Raw genomic sequence first — 17,678 nt, 5'->3', positions numbered from 1 at the left:
TAGATATTCACAGGCAGATGTTTGTGCTATAATAGCTGTAAAGTTTACTTTAGCACGCTAATTTGTGAAAGCAATAATTGAGGATGCCATTATTTATTCATGCCAATTATTACCATTTTCCCGATAATGAAAGGACCCTATGAATCCATTTTCCCAGCTTCTTTCTTCCTATGTCAACGCTTCTAATGTGAACGTTTCCAAAATGGCTTCATATTGCGAAATAGACAGGTCTTCCATGTACAAGATCCTTCAGGGCACCCGGAAACCCGGGACACTGGATCTTGTCGTCCGGATCTCCCACTATCTGAATCTGTCACCGGAACAGACGGAGCTGCTCACAGAACAGTACGAGATCCTTCAGATAGGGCAGAAAACATACGGGCGCAGGAAGGCTATTTATAATCTGCTCTGTGTGGCCCTTTCTCCGAATCGTCCACGGATATCGGAGGGCTTCCTGAGCAGTTATATCTCTGTATCGGGGAACAAAAGGGGGAGATCCGGGAGAGAATCTCTTGTCATTGAGGGGACGGACAATATCCTCAGTGCCTGCGGCTACCTTGTACAGGAGGAAATAAAGCGTCCGGACGGACTCGTCCAGATCCGCATGCAGCCTGAAAAACGATTCTGCGACCTGCTCAGGACGATCTGCAAGAACAGACATCCGGTCCCTGGGGGCGGTTATACGATCCATCAGATCATTGCGCTTAAAGGAAGAGATACTTCGACAGATGTTGTGCCCTTTAATCTGGAAAAGATCAGCACCATGCTGCCTTTATGCAAGGAAGTCTTTCCCTTTGAACTGTATTACTACCACACGAACATCCACAGCTCCTCGATCACGTTTTCCTTCCTCCCCTACGCAGTCATCACGGAGAGTGCTGTCGTGCAGATCTCAGAGGACCTGCGTTATGCAGTCCTGCATAACGCGCCCGAGACTGTTGCTTTTTTCAAAACGGTATACAGAAGGCTCCTGGAAGCATGCTCCCCTCTGACAAAAAACTGCCGGGATTACAGGGACCTGCTGGTCAGAGGATTGCACAGAACCGTCGGGTGTGGTTCCGTTTCGTTTTCGACATTCCCGGGACTGAGCGCGTTTATGACAGTACAGCTCTACGAAAAATATCTGCGTAAAGACCTTCCGGACAGAAATTTTATCCTCCGCGCAGGACTGGATCTGGCCAGAAAGGATCTGAAGTGCGTAAAGGCACATGCTCTGTCTATCTTTGTCTCTGAAAAAGGGATCCGGGATTTCATGGAGACCGGAAGGATTTACCAATATCCTTCCTCCCTCTACAACCCGCTTGAACCCGGGGACCGGCTGGATGTACTACAGCACTACATAAGAGCCATGCGGGAACAGCACATTTCCTTCCATATTATCAGGGAGACCCTGACGGAAACCTGCTCCAGAATCTCGCTCCTTCTGGACAAGAATTTTGCCGATATCAAGATTTCCGATGAGCAGGAAAACCTCAAGATCGTGACCGTCCGGGATCCCGAGATCCTCGGGGCCGCGATGGATTTCTTTGCCCGCCCCTATGAGGATATCTGTTACGACGAAGAGAAGTCTCTTGAGATCCTCGAATCGGTCAGCGCCGATTATTCCCCTTCAACAGCTGAAGTGTCCTCGAGAGGGATCTCCAGGATCTCATCCTCTGCGGAGAAAAAGGACATCTCCTGATCAATGATCAGGCAGATCGTTCCGTCCTCCATGATACAGAATTTATAGTCTTCGGGATCTGTGCTCTCCACATAGTCCCTGACGTCCGCCTTGGAAATATTCCTGTAGCCTCCCTCTTCAAGAAAAGCCCAGATCCTGCGGCGCACCATGCGCCGCAGGCTTGATTTTGTCCTGTCCGTCAGGTCAAGGAGAGTCAGTCTCTGCGCATCGGAGAGACGGAAAGTCTGCCCGCGGAAATAATTGCTATGTGTATTCCCGTGCACCCTTACCTCTGCCATTCTGATACTCAGGAGTCCATCTCCCGAATAAATGCCTGCCGCGCCGACATAGTCCTGCCATTCTCCCTGTCTGTCTGACGCCTTGACCAGAGCGGCGGACGGATCGTTGGATTCTGTGTTAAAAAACGCATCCATACCCGCGCTGAGGGAGCTGTTGATCTGCTCCGCATAGGGATAATACTCATCAATGACCCTGACCTGATCATAGTACCACAGATAAGAGATCTGGGTCCCGTCCGGCTCCATGACCACCCCGGATCTGTCTTCTCTCACAGTCTCGCAGTCCACAGATTTACAGGAGGCTGCGATCTCCTCTTCCAGAGCGGAGATCCTCTCCCGGGCGGCATCGGCTGTCTCCTTTCCCTCCCCGTCTGTCATCTCATACTCTTTTGTCATCGAGATCACCTGCCCGTAATATTCACAGGCCTTTGCTTTTGAGGGATTGTCTGTCTTTCCGGCCAGCCCGTCCGCCTGAAGGGAAAGAGCCCGGACCCTGCCCATGCGCGCATCCGGATCAAGGGAATTGATCTCCAGAGCCGATTCATATGCCGTCATTGCGGTCTCATATTCCCCGCTTTGCATATCCAGCTCTGCCTGTTCCATGATCCTGGAAAACCTCTGCTCCGGGAGATTATAATAATAGTACCTCCCTCCGGCGCAGGCCGCCGCAATAAGGATCACTACCACGATCAGTGCGGGGAATATCCGTTTCTTTTTCATATTCCCGTCCTTAATATCCTTTCCCTCTGCCATCTTATCTTCTGCGCTCTTTTTTACCATAGGCCTGTATCGCTCTTACCTTTCTCTTTTAAGCTTTTCCTTTTACGCTTTTCCTTTTTTAATCTTTCCCTTTAAACTTTTCCTTTTACGCTTTTCCTTTTTTAACCTTTCCTGCTAAGCTTTCCTCTTAAGCTTTCCCGATCCTGCCTTTCCATTTCGTCTTCAGCCCCCACCCGGCGGGGTGGAGCTGTGAACACCCTGTTTTTAATCGTTCTTATTTGTTTTTTCCTTTTTTTCAGAACTTGTTGTCTTCTCCTCACGGGAGGCGCGGATCCTGGCCATCAGCTCACGGTTTGCTGACTCATAATCATTAAAATAATTCCCCTCATTTCCGTCAAAGGCTTCGGGTTCGATCGTACCTGTATACCAGGACTTGCCTTCGAAATACTCCCTGATACTGTCCGTTTTGAATTTCCTGCCGTGTCGGGCATAGATCTCGTTAATAGCCATCTGGAGCGTATAGTTGTCCATTCGCTCCAGTTCTTCACGGCTGTAAAGACGGGAATTGCTGTCGGCGAGAATGTAGCTGCTGTCAAGGGCCTCTTTGTTTTCCTGATCTTCCTGATCTTTCTTTTCAAGCTCCTCGATCCCCTCCGCTGTCTCTTCATTCTGTTCCGTTTTTACAACGGCAGGCTCCCGGGACTCTTCCTGATCATCCTCTTCCTTCTCCCGGGCTGTATTTTCCTCATTTCCGCGGTCTGCTGCTTCATCTGACTCTCTGCCCTGCTGCGAGGATTCTTTTTCTGAAGACTTCTGAGAATCGTTCTCTGTGCTGTCCTTTGTTCCTTCTCCTGTCTGCCCGTCCCTGATCGCTGTATCCTTTCCGGCGTCATCCGCTTCTGCAGTCTTATTCTCCTGTTCAGAAATCAGGTTCTCTTCCTGCTCTCCGGAACCATCCTCACTGACAGCAGCCTGCTGAGCAGAATCGCTTCCCCTCCGGCCGGGAGTCGTGAGAAGGAGGCCGACAAGCACACCGACCACCACAACGATCGCAAGACAGGAAATGATCAGGATCATCCTCTTGCGTCCCATTTCCTCTTCTTCATACTCGTCATACTCATCATAAACTTCATAGTCGGAGGTATTGGAACCGCCGGAGGAATTTCCCTGTCTTCCCGGATCCTCCTTGCCTGCGGGTTTTCCGGCTCCGCTGCCGGCGGAAACATATCCCATACGCACAGCTTTGCCTTCTGCCGGTCCACGGCCGGTCCCACGACTGCTCTCCCTGTCCTGAGTCTCTTTCTGAATTCCTTTTGCCGCTTTTCCGCACCTGGTGCAGAACAAATCATCATCTTCCATCGGCATTCCGCAATATTGACAATAGCGCATATTAGTATTCCTTTCCTGTTGAGTATAATCTTGAATATAATCGTTCCGGTCCATCAGGAGCTGTTCCTGATCTCCGTTTTTGTCCATTTCCGCAGCCGGAGGTTGTGGATCAACCTGCTGTCCTGTGACGGCAGCCTGTTTTTAAGATCGTTTTATCATATCATTTTACCTGATAAATGAACAGGCTTTACACATTCGCATATTATGAACTTTTTCGTAACTTTTTATGGTCACCCCCCTGGGCCAGGCTGTAACCTGCTTCACCTCCATGAAAAGCAAAGCTCTCCCGTCTCTGGCCGGCAGGCGGCTCGCCGCTTCGTACATTTCATATCTGAATGACCAGAAAGATGGCTTTTCCGCCGCCTGAACAGAGCAATATCACTGAATTATTTTTATGCAATAAGTCAGAGATTATTTACTTTATGTCCCTATTCCTGTACAATATGTATAAGTTGTGCCCGGTGTGAAGTTGCGAAAACTCCGGGTGAATGCGGCAGGATCCTGCCGCAGTCTGGCATGTACCGCCATACACAGCCGCCGCCTGTGCAGGAATACTGACTCCCTGCTGTCGCGGATCCGGAATCTGTCTCCAAGACCAGTTCCGGGGCGGATTCCTCTGAAGATCACGTCAGCGCGGTGCCTGCCGGTTGCTGCCAATCATTAGGAAAGAGAGGGCTCATCATGAAACAAACTGAAATGTTAGCAATGATCCTGGCCGGCGGCCGGGGAAGTCGTCTGCATGACCTCACCAACAAAGTTGCCAAGCCTGCAGTTGCATACGGTGGAAAATACCGCATCGTCGATTTCCCCCTCAGCAATTGTGCCAACAGCGGTGTGGACGTCGTAGGCGTCCTGACTCAGTATGAATCCGTCCTGCTCAACAGCTATGTAGCAAAGGGCGGACTCTGGGGACTTGATACCAAGGACAGCGGTGTCTTTGTTCTGACTCCCCGTGAAAAGGCAGATACCGGTCTTGAAGTGTTCCGCGGCACTGCGGACGCAATCTCCCAGAATATCGATTTTATCGACAGCTATGATCCGGAATATCTGTTAGTCCTCTCCGGTGACCATATCTATAAAATGAATTACGACAAGATGCTTGACTGTCACAAGGAGAAGGGCGCGGCGGCAACGATCGCTGTCATGCCTGTCCCCATGGAGGAGGCAAGCCGTTTCGGTATCATGATCACGGATGAAGACGATAATATCATCGATTTCGAAGAGAAGCCGGCCAATCCCAGAAGCACGCTCGCTTCCATGGGTATCTACATCTTCTCCTGGCCCAGACTCCGCGAGCTCCTGGTCAAGGATATGGATGATCCCGATTCCGAGCATGACTTCGGCAAGAACATCATCCCCACCCTGCTCAACAGCGGCGACAAGCTTGTTGCCTTCAAGTTTGAGGGTTACTGGAAGGATGTCGGAACCATCGACTCCCTGTGGGAAGCAAACATGGATCTGCTCGATGAAAACTGCGAGCTGAACCTCGACGATCCCACCTGGAAGATCTACACCGAGGATGCCGGCGGACTTCTCGGCCTTCCCGCCTATATCGGTCCGGACGCGGATATCGATCGCGCCTACATCACCCAGGGCTGCCATGTCAACGGCAAGGTCAAAAACTCTGTTATCTTTACCGGAGCGACCGTAGGCCAGGGCGCGCAGATCATCGATTCCGTCCTGATGCCCGGCGCCAATGTCGGGGACGGCGCTGTTGTTACCAGGACCCTCGTCGCGGATAATATCAAGATCGCCGCAGGCGCAGTCGTCGGCAGTGCTGACAGCAAGGAGATTCTGCTGCAGGCAACAGATGTATAAGATTTTTCGTTACTGCCCGCACACTGTTCAACGTGTGGTGACAGGAAACGATATTCAGCGTAAAGCGCTTCCATGATGGTCAATCGTATTCAGCGCAAGGCGCTACCATAAGGAGGAAACAATGGCAAAAGCATTTGGTATCGTTACATCTTCCCCGCAGCACAAGGTTGAAGGAATGCAGAACTACCGCTCGATCGGAGCTTTCTCATTCCTCGGCAGGTTCCGTGTGATCGACTTTCCGATTTCCAACCTGAGCAACAGCGGTATTAATAATATTCAGGTTTATATCACCAAAAAGCCCCGGTCCCTGGTCGCACACATCGGTACCGGCCGTCATTACAACATCAACTCCAAGCGCGGTAAGATCCAAATCGTCGTCCCCGACGAGGAACTGGTCAATCCTATCTACAACACCAATATCAATTCGTTCTTCTCGAACATTGAATACATCCGCAAACAGTCGCAGGAGTACGTCGTGATCGCGCCCAGCTGCATGATTTTCACCCAGAACTATGACGAGCTGCTCCAGCAGCACGCCAAATCCGGCGCGGACATTACCCTCCTCTACCACAAGGTATTTGACGCGAAGGAGGGCTACACCACCTGCAATACCCTCGAGCTGGACGGCGATAAGGTAAAGGGTATCGCCCCCAACCTCGGTGATGAGGACAACAAGGACATGTTCATGGAATCCTTCATCATGAAGAAGGATCTCCTTCTCGACCTGATGGATGCGGCACACCAGACATCCTCTGTCTACACACTCGCCAACATCGTCAACGCAAAATGCGGCGAGCTCGATGTGCGCGGAGTTGAGCACCACGGCTTCTTTGCTCCCATCACCAGCCTTGAGACCTATTACAAGGCAAATATGAACCTCATCGATTTTGATGAAGCCGCTTCCCTCTTCACTGCGGACTGGCCGATCTATACCAGGACTTCCGATTCCTGCCCGTCCCAGTTCTATGATGAAGCCGTAGTCAAGAACTCCCTTGTTTCCAACGGCTGCGAGATCCGCGGATCCGTTGAGGATTCCGTCATCGGGCGCGGCGTTACCATCGGCAAGGGTGCCGTCATCAAAGGCTGTGTTGTCAATGCACATTCCGAGATCGGTGAAAATGTCGTCCTGCAGAACCAGATCGTCGACAAATACGCAAAGGTCATCCATGAAAACAAGATCCTTGCTGAGCCCGACCAGCCCGGATACATCAAACGCAGCGATATTCTGTAATACTCTGAAAAATACCCCGAAAGAAGGGATAAGGCCCTGGAACAAAGGGATAAGGCCCTGAAAGGGGATAATACTCTGCCCCCTGACAAAGGGGATACGGCTCTGAAAAAAGGCTAAAGCCCTGACGGAGATATAAAATCCCGTTTTTCAGACAGATATCATCCCGTTTTTTACGATGAAATAACTCCCGCGAGACATCATCAGACACCTGACCGTTTCGCGGGAGTTTTTTTCATCTTTTTCTCATTTTTCCTCATCTTTTTCTGCATCTTATTCACCGGCAGATACTAACCTGCGGACCTCTTCCCCGGTCGCAAGTTCCACAGAGGCAGCACTGGCACTGCCCGCAGCCTGTCCGAGTCTGAATGCCTTTTCGAAGTCACCGGATTCCACATAACCGGCAATAAAGCCTGCCACCATGGAATCCCCGGCCCCGACGGTGTTTACTGCCTTGATCCGGGGAGCGTCCTCTTTGTAGGTCTGCCCGTCCTCTGTTATGGGCACTGCCCCGTGACTGCCCATGGACACCAGCACGTTGCGTGCGCCCTGCTCCTGGAGCAGCTTTGCCCAGGGTATGACTTCTTCATGGGTCTTCAGGGTCACCCCAAAGATCGCGCCCAGTTCATGGTGATTGGGCTTGATCAGGAAGGGATGGTACTTCAGCACATTGGTCAGAAGACTCCCCTCCGCATCCACTACGGTCTCGATTCCTCTGCCGTCCAGCCTGCAGAGGATCCGTTCGTACATATTCTCTGGAAGGGTGTTGGGAATACTCCCGGAAATCACAAGGATATCTCCCGCCTGCAGCTTGTCGAGTTTCCTGCCCAGCACTTCAATATCCTTCCGGCTGATCTTTGGTCCCTGTCCGTTGACCGCCGTCTCCTGATCAGACATGATCTTGCAGTTGATACGGGAAAAACCTTCCTCAACATGGATAAAATCGGTCATGCAGCCAAACTCCCGCATCCTGCTCTCGATCTCCCGCCCGGTAAAACCTGCGAGAAACCCCAGTGCCACGCTGTTGTGTCCCAGGTTGGACAAAACCATGGAGACATTGAGTCCCTTGCCTCCCGGCAGAAGCTTTTCGGACCTGGTGCGGTTGATCTCACCAGCCCTGAAATTTTCTACACCGACAATATAATCAAGGGACGGATTAAACGTCACAGTATATATCATTTCTGTCCTCCGCTAGTGTGCTGTCTCAATCATTTTTAAAGTTAAAACTGCCAAATCGTCATCATTCCCGAGTCACACCATTTCCTGACGATTCCTCTGTTTGTCTTTTTACGTGCGGTAACTGTCCGCGCTGTCTTTGCGCTGTCTTTGCGCTGTCTTTGCGTCAGCCTCCTCTTTGACACGTTCTGTCCCGATGATATCATATTGCGGGTTATTCATAAAGCTGCTGATTGTGACAGCCGGTCTAGCCCCGCCCTTTTATAATCTGCTCCCTCACACGCGGGGCATCCTGAAAGTTACGAAAGTTACCGATGATGGCGTCCCCTGCCTCCGGTACGGCTGTACCGGTTATCAAAATGCGCATTATCAGGAAAGGTATTTTAAAAAATCGGCTCCGGCTGCAATTAGCATGGACAAACCATATATTCCTTCCCTATAATCGACTTATGTCGAAAATAATCTGTACAAGGTCTGTTCCCTGTACCGAACTGTCATCGGGTATCGAATGCTTTCAATAACAATAACAATCGTTTCCAAATTACAAGCGTTTCCGATCACACCCTGAACAGAGTGTGACCATGAAACACTGTGTCTTTTTGTTATAGGGAGTTTCGCAACCTGTCTATAAAGAGGAGAAGTACTATGGCAAGGCCGCAGAAAAGCCGCCGGATCTGCAATATTCCGGGTGTTATCCGCTTTGGACCTGCTCCCTTCGCTGGTCCCCGGGCGGATCCCTCCAGTCTGCAGAATGCCGTTATTCTTACGGTTGATGAGTATGAAGTGCTGCGTCTGGTGGATTACGAGGGACTCACGCACAGTGCATGCGCCTCTCAGATGAATATTTCCCGGACAACCGCAACAGAGATCTGCGAATCCGCGCGAAAAAAAGTTGCTGAAGCCATAGTCTGCGGCAAAGACCTGATCATCGAAGGCGGCAGCTGGGAACTGTGCAAAGGAGGACGGGATGACTGCTTTCTCGACTCCTGCACCCGCAGGGAGGAAAACCATGTCACAGAGCACACCGACGGACAGATGCCTGACACAGCCGGAACCCATTCTTCCATCGCTGCAGGCGTATCAAGAGACATGACTAAAGACAAAGATAAAACAGAACATCATTAAAATAGTGTGGAGGAAAAACATGCTGGAACTTCAGAATATTTCGTTTGGCGTCACCGAAGACAATGGCGGCGGCTCTGTCAATAAAGAGATCCTCAACGACATCAGCCTCACCGTCGGGGACAACCGGTTCGTCGTGATCACCGGCCCCAACGGCGGAGGCAAATCTACTCTGGCCAAGATCATTGCCGGTATCGAGAAACCCACATCCGGCCGCATTCTCCTTGATGGAAAGGACATTACAGATCTTAACGTCACGGAACGGGCAAAAGCCGGGATCAGTTTTGCTTTCCAGCAGCCTGTCCGGTTTAAGGGGATCCAGGTGCTCGACCTCATACGGCTGGCAGCCGGAAAGAAAATGACAGTTGCTGACGCCTGCCAGTACCTGGCCGAGGTCGGCCTGTGCGCCAAGGATTATATCAACCGCGAAGTCAACGCCAGTCTCTCCGGCGGCGAACTCAAGCGCATCGAGATCGCCACTGTACTCGCCCGCAGCACCCGGCTCTCCGTCTTTGACGAGCCCGAGGCCGGGATCGACCTGTGGAGCTTCCAGAACCTCATTCAGGTCTTTGAAAAAATGCGCGCACAGATCCACGACAGTTCCATCATGATCATCTCCCATCAGGAGCGTATCCTCGAGATCGCTGATGAGATCGTGGTCCTCAGGGATGGACGGATCGATGCCAGCGGCCCCAGAGAGGAGATCCTCCCCGCCCTGATCGGCACTCCCTCGGCAGTCGAGGCCTGCAAAATCCTGAAATCCAAATAAACTGCTGCGCTAAACCAACAAATGGAGAAAAGACATGCTGAAAATAAAAGAAATAGATGAGATCCAGAAAAGACTGCTGATGGAAGTCGCCGACCTCCACAAGGTGCCTGAAGGTGCCGTCAATATCCGCGCGAACGGCGAACTCGCCATCCGCAATACCACCGCGAACATTGATATCGTCTCCAAGGAGAATGGCTCCGGTATCGACATCAAGATCAAGCCGGGCACCAAAAACGAAAGCGTCCATATTCCCGTCGTCTTGAACCAGAGCGGCCTCAAGGAAGTCGTCTACAACGACTTTTTCATCGGAGAGGACTGCGATGTCGTCATCGTGGCAGGCTGCGGTATTGACAACTGCGGAACCCAGGATTCCCAGCACGACGGAATACACCGCTTTTTCATCGGCAAAGGCTCCAAAGTCAAATATGTAGAAAAGCACTATGGTTCCGGCGACGGAACCGGCAAACGTCTCCTCAATCCGGGTACGGAAGTCTATATGGAAGAAGACAGCACCATGGAGATGGAAATGGTCCAGATCAAGGGCGTCGACTCCACAAAGCGGGATACAAAGGCTGAGCTGAAGGCCGGAGCGCGCCTCGTTGTACATGAGCGCCTCATGACCCACGGCACCCAGGACGCCTACAGCATCTACCATGTCGATCTCAAAGGCGACGGCTCCAGCGCGGATGTCGTCTCCCGTTCCGTTGCCCGCGACAATTCCTTCCAGAAGCTTGACCTTTGTGTCGTCGGCAACGCCGCCTGCAGCGGACACACTGAGTGCGATTCCATCATCATGGACAATGGCCGGATCCTCGCTGTCCCTTCCCTCGAAGCCAACAGTACCGAAGCCGCCCTCGTCCACGAAGCAGCGATCGGCAAGATCGCCGGTGAACAGATCATCAAACTCATGACCCTCGGCCTGACCAAAGCGGAAGCTGAGGAACAGATCATCAACGGATTCCTGAAATAAAACAGATCCAGATCAAAACAAGAATTGCGATTAAAAAACCAGATCCAGATCAAAACAGGAATTGCGATTAAAAAACCAGATCCAGATCAAAACAAGAATTGCGATTAAAAAACCAGATTAAATAAGCCAGATTATAGCAGGAGCTGCCGCTTTCCAATAAAGCGGCAGCTCCTGTTTTTGAGTCAAGGCAGCTCCTGTTATTCAATCAAGGCAGCTACTGTTATTCAATCAATCCAGCACTGTTATTCGGATAAAGCAAGTCCTGTTATTCGGTCATTTTCTGGAAATGAACCCGAAGGTCTTTGCAACAGACAACTGTTCCTGCTGGATTTCCTCAAGCAGTTCCTCATCAGAAGTATAAGTCTGTTCCTCCTCTGCATCCGGCAGGGAGAGGACATACTTCTTAACCTTTCCGTCCGGTTTCAGAAAAACGGTCAGGAGGGCTGATCTCTCCTGCCCTTTTGGGATCTCTGTTTCCCCCTCTCCTGTATTTGTTTCTTTTTCCAGATAAGGGATCCGGCAGGTCAGTTTCAGGGTCATCTTCTCAAGGTCCGCTTCTCCTCCAGTCAGGATTGCCTGGGCGCGGAGATATTTCTTCATTCTCGCAATTTCTTTATCCCCCATGGTCTTGAGCCGTCCGGCTGTGCTGTTGTGGCGCAGGTCCGCCAGCTTCACCCGGGCGGCAAGGGGATTGTCTTTCAGGCGGCGCACATAATCCAGATAAGGTGTGTCATCAGCGTGCGTGAGAAGGGTAAGGGCTTCCATGACTGCCGGCGGAAATCCTTTAGCCGCAAGCATCTCCAGAGTCAATTTCGTATCCTCCGCCACATCGTGCAGAAGCGCTGTACAGACCTCATCCTCCGTTTCCATTTCCTCTGCCAGATGAAAGGGATGGAACACATAGGGCATATTCCCTTTGTCTCTCTGCCCGCTGTGTGCCTTAAAACAGATATCCATAGCCCTCTGCGTCAGATTCGTATAAAGCATATCTAGCTCCTTCGTGTATTCCTATATTCCTGCCGTTTCCTGGATTCTTTTCTGGATTCTTTCCTGGATTCTCCCGGAGGTCTCCTGTCGTATCCTTCCTTATTCCTTTCCTCTTCCTTTATTCTTTATTCTCTTCCTCTTCCTTTATTTCATTATTTATTCCATCTCTTATTCCATTCCCTTGAGCTCTTCGATAAACAGCTCGTAATAATCATCCTCCCCTGTCAGCAGCGGCGAATTCTCGCCCCCTCCGTTCGTTGAACGCCGCATCGCAGCATAATAATCCTCTCCCGCGGACAGCAGGTCCATTTCATACAGAGGGATGCCTGCCTCTGTACTCAATCTGCAGAAATCCGACAGCGGTGTCTCACTCCTGTATGTATCCAGAAGCTTCTGCCGGAATGTTCTGTCCATTAGTGCTTTTTCACGAAGAGCTGACATCGCATCATAAATTTCCATTTTTTCTCCTTTTCTCTTTCCTGTCTGAATCAAGATCCATTCAGAAGCAAATCCTGTCTTTGATCACGCCTCTTACCCCGTCTTTAGTCTTTTCGTTAATCCTGTATTTAATCCTGTCTCATTTTAACACAAAGCCATAAGTCCCGATACGGTTCCGGGCTCAACAGGCGGGATGAAAACAAAAAATCCCTGAAGCCTTAAAACAGGCTTCAGGGACTCTCAGAGCTGGCAACGAGAATCGAACTCGTGACCTCCGCACTACCAATGCGACGCACTACCGACTGTGCTATGCCAGCAAATTGTTTTGTTGTTTTCCGCAACAAAAGTATACTACCACAGTCCGCATGATGCTGTCAACAGTTTTTTTAACATTCAACCTTATATTTTCAACTATTTTCAGCTTTATATTTTCAGCTTTATTTTTCACGCTTTAAGTCACTGTACACATCCTGTCGAGGGGAGAATTCGCTTGCGAAAATGCCCTCCCATTAAATCAAATCGTCTATTGGCTCGATCGTCATAAAATGACCGTGCCCAAGCTCCTCGTCCCCGACATAGACAGGGACAGGCGACCAGCCGTCTGAAAGAAGAAACTGTCGTTTCCCGTCCTCTCTTTTGCAGGCATAGCAGATCATATGGTGATCCTTGTATTTGGGATGGAAATAGACTTCCAGGTATACGATAGCGCCGTCCTTCAGGGCCTTTTCGACAGCATCGGGAGTGATCCACGGGTGGAACCTGACGGACACCTTGTTTTCCAGCCCCGCCTCGCGCAGGCATCTGCGAAGGAACCAGGGCATCAGGAAATTGGACGTCCCGCCGAAGTGTCCGAAGAAGTCTCCGTTCCAGTAGCTGTGTGTTTGTCTGCCGATGTCTGCGCAGACCAGAAAGAGCTCCTGCGGTGTCATCCTGTGTGCATTGACAGACCTGCAGCAGCCGTCCGCTCTTTCGGCGGCAGCCCGGTTCTCCACCATCCGGACAACGTTGACGGCAGCAGTCGGACCACAATGGCGTTTAAAGCCTTCCCTGAGCTGTCCGAACTGTCCCGTCGTACAGCAGGAAGCAAAGGGGATCCATCTTTCGGATCCCCCTTTCCGGCCGCTTTTTCCGGCTGCACAGTCCGGACCTGGTACGGCCGCTTCGTGCTTCCTGTTCTTTTTTTTATTAGAATCCATATATTTCTGCAGCAACAGGATCCTCCTCTGTCCTCATTTCGCGAATGAGATGCACGGGTTGTGCTCAGCGGTCGATCATTTCCGACTCCATGTCAGATACAAGATATGCTCAGTGGTTGAGCGCTTCTGTCCAGTAAGCCTGATTATAAATATCTGTCAGGCGATAGGTAAGCCTCACTTTCCCTTCAGGAAGAAGAACGTCACTGACTGTGAGGTCCCCGTTCACAGTGACCGGCTTCGGCATCCTGTAGCTGTCCTGGTATTTTCCGTCGTAGGAATAATAGTCACAGATGAAGGTCAGGACATCTCCGTCCGCGATCTCTGTGAGATTCTTGGCAAGCACTTCGATCTTCTCATCCTCGTACACAGTCTGTGCCCCTGCTACGAATCCCTTCGGATGGTCATTGTCAAAGACAATGATCAGGTTCACTCGCTCATCATTGAGAAATGCAGGAACACGGCCTGTAATGGTCCAGTTATCCCCGTCCTCGGAAGTGTCAAGATGATAATAGGGGACAATGTGGTTGTTAATGCCAAGCCAGGTCTTTCCTTCATCTGCCACGAGGTTTCCTTCTTTGTCAAAACTGTAGATATTATCAAGTCCGAGATCAATAAACCCTTCACCGTCGTCATAAAACAGGTTGAGGTCGAGAGAGTGGATGAGGTCCCACTGCTGCTCGGACAGGGTCATGACTGCCTTTCCCTCCTCATTTTCTGTCCAATAGAGAGCAGAGGTATCGAGGTGATTGTCATTGATGTACTGGACAGTCTCCTCATCTGAAACCATACGTCCCTGCAGGAATCCTGCATTTGAGGAAGACAGTCCGCTGATGGAGCTGTAGTCGCCTCCCAGGAAAGACCCCAGGAGCTGACCGATCAGCTCTTCATTCATCCCGGAGCCATAGGGAGAGCTGCCGCCATAAGAGGAGCCTCCCGAACCGGAACCTGCTGCGCTTCCGCCTCCATAAGGAGAGCCGCCAAGAAGAGTCCCGAAGAGTGAAGGAATCGGGGAACCGGTGGTGCTGCCGCCTGCCGCCGCCTGGCCGCTGACCTCCATACTTGCAAATTCACGGATAGCCTGGGCGTAATCTTTATCCATGCCGATCGCGTCGTAGGTCTGGGTCGCCTTGTCCACGTACCTTGTGCTCTGGTAGGGGAAGTAGATCGACAATCCGTAGGAATTGGTCATTCCTGAGGATGTGCGGTTGTATTTGACGGCGCTGCGGATCGTCTCCGCCAGTTCCTTTCCTTCTTTATTGCCCATATTATAGGCAAAATGAGCCAGATCGATCTGGTCGATCCTGTTGGAAGCGGCGAACTCGCGCGTTCCGCTGCGGGCTCTTGAGATAGTCCTGTAATCCTTTTCCTGGATCGATTTTGAAATCGACTGGGAAAAAGCATTGAGTTTGGAGGGAACAGTTCCGGCAAGTTCAGCGAGATCCGTGATCGAGAGCGTAGTCCCCTGGCCCGGAGTGCGCCTCGCGCAGGTATCGACAAAATCATCGATGATACGCTTGCCGATCTCCGGGGTCGGCATAGAAGTATTTTTGCTCAGACTGCTCAGCCAGTTGGTATAGTACCAGCCGATACCAGGCTCTGTCTCTTCGGAAGCAACCATGTAATCGGCATACTGATTGAGCATCAGTCCGGTCTCCGCTGTTGCCATCAGGCAGGCGTCAAATCCGATGAAATCAAAGGTGACGCCGCCCTCCCTGAGGGCCTTGTTGATCCCGGCCAGGCTCATGGAACCACTGGATCTGAATTTCTCATCATAGCCGTAGCCGCTGACAGAGCCGCAGCCGTGATCCCACAGGATCAGTTCGTTTCTGTTCGCCGGGAATTTCTTAGAACAATACTGGATAAAAGAGGAGAGAGTGGAGGGATCCGTCATGCAGTGTGCTCCGACATTGTCCTCCAAAGGAAGAAGTCCTCCCTTTTTGACCTGATAGATCTGGTTGGTCCTGCTGCTGATAATGTCATTGTTCCAGCGTGAGCAGCCGCCCGTGTAGACGATCACATTGACATTATCCCCGATATCCGCCGACGCCATTTCCTGCAGGTCAGAAGTTGCCATCCTGCTGCGGGATTCGAGATCCGTCCCGCACAGATAGATCATGATGGTGACGACATCTTTTCCGCCGCCGAGTATTCTGGTGCGTTTCTCCCGGGAGCCTGAAGCGACTGCCGTATCCAGATTCCCCGTGGCGCCTCCTGTTGACCAGCTGCCCTGGGAGCTGGAAGAGGTACTGGTCTGAGTGCCTCCCGTCAGGCCGCCATAGCTGCCGCCGAAACTGCCTCCAGAACTCTGGTTGGAGCTGCCGTAATCGTAACTGACGCTGCTTTCACCGCCGCCTCCTCCCAACAGGTTTCCGCCTCCCAGGAAATAGACAAGGACGATAATAATGATCACCGGAAGGCTCAATCCGGCACCGCGGGTGATCCCGCCGCCTCCCCTGCCGTTATTGCTTCCGCGTCCGCTGTATCCGTCTCCGGAGCCTACAGGACCGGTTCCCAGCCCGCTCCCTTCCCGGCCCAGTCCGGTACCCTTGCCTGTCACGTTCTTTTCTCTAGCGCGAGGTCGTTCCCGATCCATGTCTTCCCCCTTTCGCAATGAGTGTCCTATGGCAGAAACCGCCATACATTATAATACATCTATAAGTACTGCCTTATTAAGGCCTAATACTACCTTTATTATGCCTTCATCTGCTATTATACCTTCACTGCTGCTATTCCTTCACTGCTGCTATACCTTCATTGCTGCTATTCCTTCATTGCCCGGGATGAGATCCCCGCCGCCCTCCCTGTAAAAAACAGACAGCGGAATACAGGATTCTCCAGCCGGTCCTGCGCGATGAAGCGGGTTTCCTTTCTGCGCGTGTATGCCACGGCTGATGTCACAGGTACTGCGTGATGAAGAATAACTCAGTACTGGGCAATGGAGCAGGCGCAGACCTCATAGCTGTCCGTGTTCTCCGGGATCGGTCCCGCCGCTGTCAGGACATACCGGGCTGTCTTTCCCGCCGGGATCATGACCCGTCCGGTCTCTCCTCCCAGGATCACATCTCCGTGCCTGAACAGGACTGTTACAAAAGCCTCCTGGTCCGTATCCCTCGAACAGGAGATGTCTCCGGAAAGCTCTGGCAGCTCGCCAAAACGAAAGTATCCCTTTGCCAGGCCTTCCGAATTCTTTCTTCCAGCGGAGGGGGCTTTCTGCTCATAGTCAGGAGAAACGCGGATGGACACCGTTCCCGCACTGTAGCTGTCCGAGGAAGGCATGTCCAGTTCCTTATCCGTGGGATAAAAAACCTGAGGATCCTCGGACCTGGCAGTAAACCAGACACTCTCAGGCCTCTCTCCGCGGACGATCATATCCGACGCAAAGGCGATCTCATCTCCAGGCAGCACATAGGTGCGGATGGTCTTTTTGCTGGAGTAAATCTCATTGCCCTCGGCATCTGCAGCCACGGCTGTCACTGTCGGCCGGATCATGGCCCGGTCATTCCCGCTGTTGCTTATCCTGACTGCATAATCCACCAGCCAGGCCTCCAGCGGCTTTCCCTCTTCATCTGTTTTTTTGGGCGGATACACATCTGATTCGTCTATTTTGGTAATGGTATACCCGCTGTCCCTGATCATCGCTTCCGGAAGCTCCCTGTTTTCCTGCTCCTCGGCTGCAGCCTCCTGGGCTGTCACATCAATGTACAGGTTTTCCTCCTGATCTGAGGGCCCGTATACTGTACCGGCCTGAGGTTTCCCACAACCCTGCAGAGACAGCAGGATTCCGATCAGCAAAACTGCTGTCCGGGTGATCACTCTGTTTTTTCTTTTATGCTTTTGATGAGGATGTTCAGAACAATGATAGTGTCCGTGCATAAAAAGACCTCTAGTCCCTGGTATTATAATGAT

General features: G+C 51.5%; 14 protein-coding genes and 1 tRNA gene. 6 read left to right on the top strand and 9 right to left on the bottom strand.

Annotation, left to right across the window (positions count from 1 at the left end):
• Nucleotides 1–139 precede the first annotated feature (139 nt).
• Nucleotides 140–1,681: a hypothetical protein gene (locus BLT02_RS00495; protein WP_092990895.1), complete on the top strand. Its 1,542-nt coding sequence runs from the start codon at nt 140–142 to the stop codon at nt 1,679–1,681.
• Here the strand turns inward: BLT02_RS00495 and BLT02_RS00490 are convergent.
• Both BLT02_RS00490 and BLT02_RS00485 read right to left on the bottom strand, forming a co-directional pair.
• Nucleotides 1,600–2,739 (bottom strand): tetratricopeptide repeat protein, encoded by a 1,140-nt coding sequence (locus tag BLT02_RS00490; RefSeq protein WP_092990894.1) that lies wholly within the window; start codon nt 2,737–2,739, stop codon nt 1,600–1,602. The genes BLT02_RS00495 and BLT02_RS00490 overlap by 82 nt on opposite strands.
• Before the next feature lie 204 nt (nt 2,740–2,943).
• Entirely contained in the window at nt 2,944–4,068 is a 1,125-nt protein-coding gene (locus BLT02_RS00485) for a YARHG domain-containing protein (RefSeq protein WP_175453611.1), read from the bottom strand.
• A 681-nt stretch (nt 4,069–4,749) separates the two neighbouring features.
• On the opposite strand from BLT02_RS00485, the gene BLT02_RS00480 reads away from it, so the two are divergent.
• Nucleotides 4,750–5,886, top strand: coding sequence for a glucose-1-phosphate adenylyltransferase (locus BLT02_RS00480; RefSeq protein WP_092990892.1), 1,137 nt, complete (start codon nt 4,750–4,752; stop codon nt 5,884–5,886).
• Nucleotides 5,887–6,007: 121 nt separating this feature from the next.
• A complete protein-coding gene (glgD, locus tag BLT02_RS00475) occupies nt 6,008–7,117 on the top strand; it encodes a glucose-1-phosphate adenylyltransferase subunit GlgD (protein ID WP_092990891.1) in 1,110 nt (369 codons plus the stop codon).
• 270 nt (nt 7,118–7,387) lie between these two features.
• Here glgD and pfkB read toward each other — a convergent pair whose 3' ends face one another.
• Complete coding sequence (pfkB, locus tag BLT02_RS00470) at nt 7,388–8,293, bottom strand: 1-phosphofructokinase (protein WP_092990890.1); 906 nt, start codon at nt 8,291–8,293, stop codon at nt 7,388–7,390.
• Nucleotides 8,294–8,935: 642 nt separating this feature from the next.
• Here pfkB and BLT02_RS00465 point away from each other — a divergent pair.
• From BLT02_RS00465 to BLT02_RS00455, 3 genes are read left to right on the top strand one after another with little or no spacing between them, the layout of a single operon-like run.
• Nucleotides 8,936–9,415 carry a DUF134 domain-containing protein gene (locus BLT02_RS00465; protein WP_092990889.1) on the top strand — a complete coding sequence of 160 codons (480 nt, stop codon included), beginning with the start codon at nt 8,936–8,938 and terminating at the stop codon, nt 9,413–9,415.
• A gap of 19 nt (nt 9,416–9,434) precedes the next feature.
• Nucleotides 9,435–10,181 (top strand): ABC transporter ATP-binding protein, encoded by a 747-nt coding sequence (locus BLT02_RS00460; protein WP_092990888.1) that lies wholly within the window; start codon nt 9,435–9,437, stop codon nt 10,179–10,181.
• 34 nt (nt 10,182–10,215) lie between these two features.
• The gene (locus BLT02_RS00455) at nt 10,216–11,151 is read left to right on the top strand and encodes a SufB/SufD family protein (RefSeq protein ID WP_092990887.1); all 936 of its coding nucleotides are present in this window, start codon (nt 10,216–10,218) and stop codon (nt 11,149–11,151) included.
• A 273-nt stretch (nt 11,152–11,424) separates the two neighbouring features.
• Here the strand turns inward: BLT02_RS00455 and BLT02_RS18155 are convergent, their stop codons facing one another.
• The 6 genes from BLT02_RS18155 to BLT02_RS00425 form a co-directional block, all read right to left on the bottom strand.
• Complete coding sequence (locus BLT02_RS18155) at nt 11,425–12,138, bottom strand: hypothetical protein (RefSeq protein WP_347474847.1); 714 nt, start codon at nt 12,136–12,138, stop codon at nt 11,425–11,427.
• A gap of 168 nt (nt 12,139–12,306) precedes the next feature.
• Nucleotides 12,307–12,597: a hypothetical protein gene (locus tag BLT02_RS00445; protein WP_092990886.1), complete on the bottom strand. Its 291-nt coding sequence runs from the start codon at nt 12,595–12,597 to the stop codon at nt 12,307–12,309.
• 223 nt (nt 12,598–12,820) lie between these two features.
• A tRNA-Thr gene (locus BLT02_RS00440) sits at nt 12,821–12,893 on the bottom strand.
• A gap of 192 nt (nt 12,894–13,085) precedes the next feature.
• Nucleotides 13,086–13,787 carry a hypothetical protein gene (locus tag BLT02_RS00435; RefSeq protein ID WP_092990885.1) on the bottom strand — a complete coding sequence of 234 codons (702 nt, stop codon included), beginning with the start codon at nt 13,785–13,787 and terminating at the stop codon, nt 13,086–13,088.
• 94 nt (nt 13,788–13,881) lie between these two features.
• Nucleotides 13,882–16,365: a clostripain-related cysteine peptidase gene (locus BLT02_RS00430; RefSeq protein WP_092990884.1), complete on the bottom strand. Its 2,484-nt coding sequence runs from the start codon at nt 16,363–16,365 to the stop codon at nt 13,882–13,884.
• A gap of 329 nt (nt 16,366–16,694) precedes the next feature.
• A complete protein-coding gene (locus BLT02_RS00425; protein WP_092990883.1) occupies nt 16,695–17,645 on the bottom strand; it encodes a hypothetical protein in 951 nt (316 codons plus the stop codon).
• Nucleotides 17,646–17,678 lie beyond the last annotated feature (33 nt).

This window comes from Sarcina sp. DSM 11001 (assembly GCF_900101015.1).
GTDB lineage: Bacteria > Bacillota > Clostridia > Lachnospirales > Lachnospiraceae > CAG-791.
The sequence above is the reverse complement of the archived record's forward strand: the minus strand, read 5'-3'. Positions and strand labels throughout refer to the sequence as shown.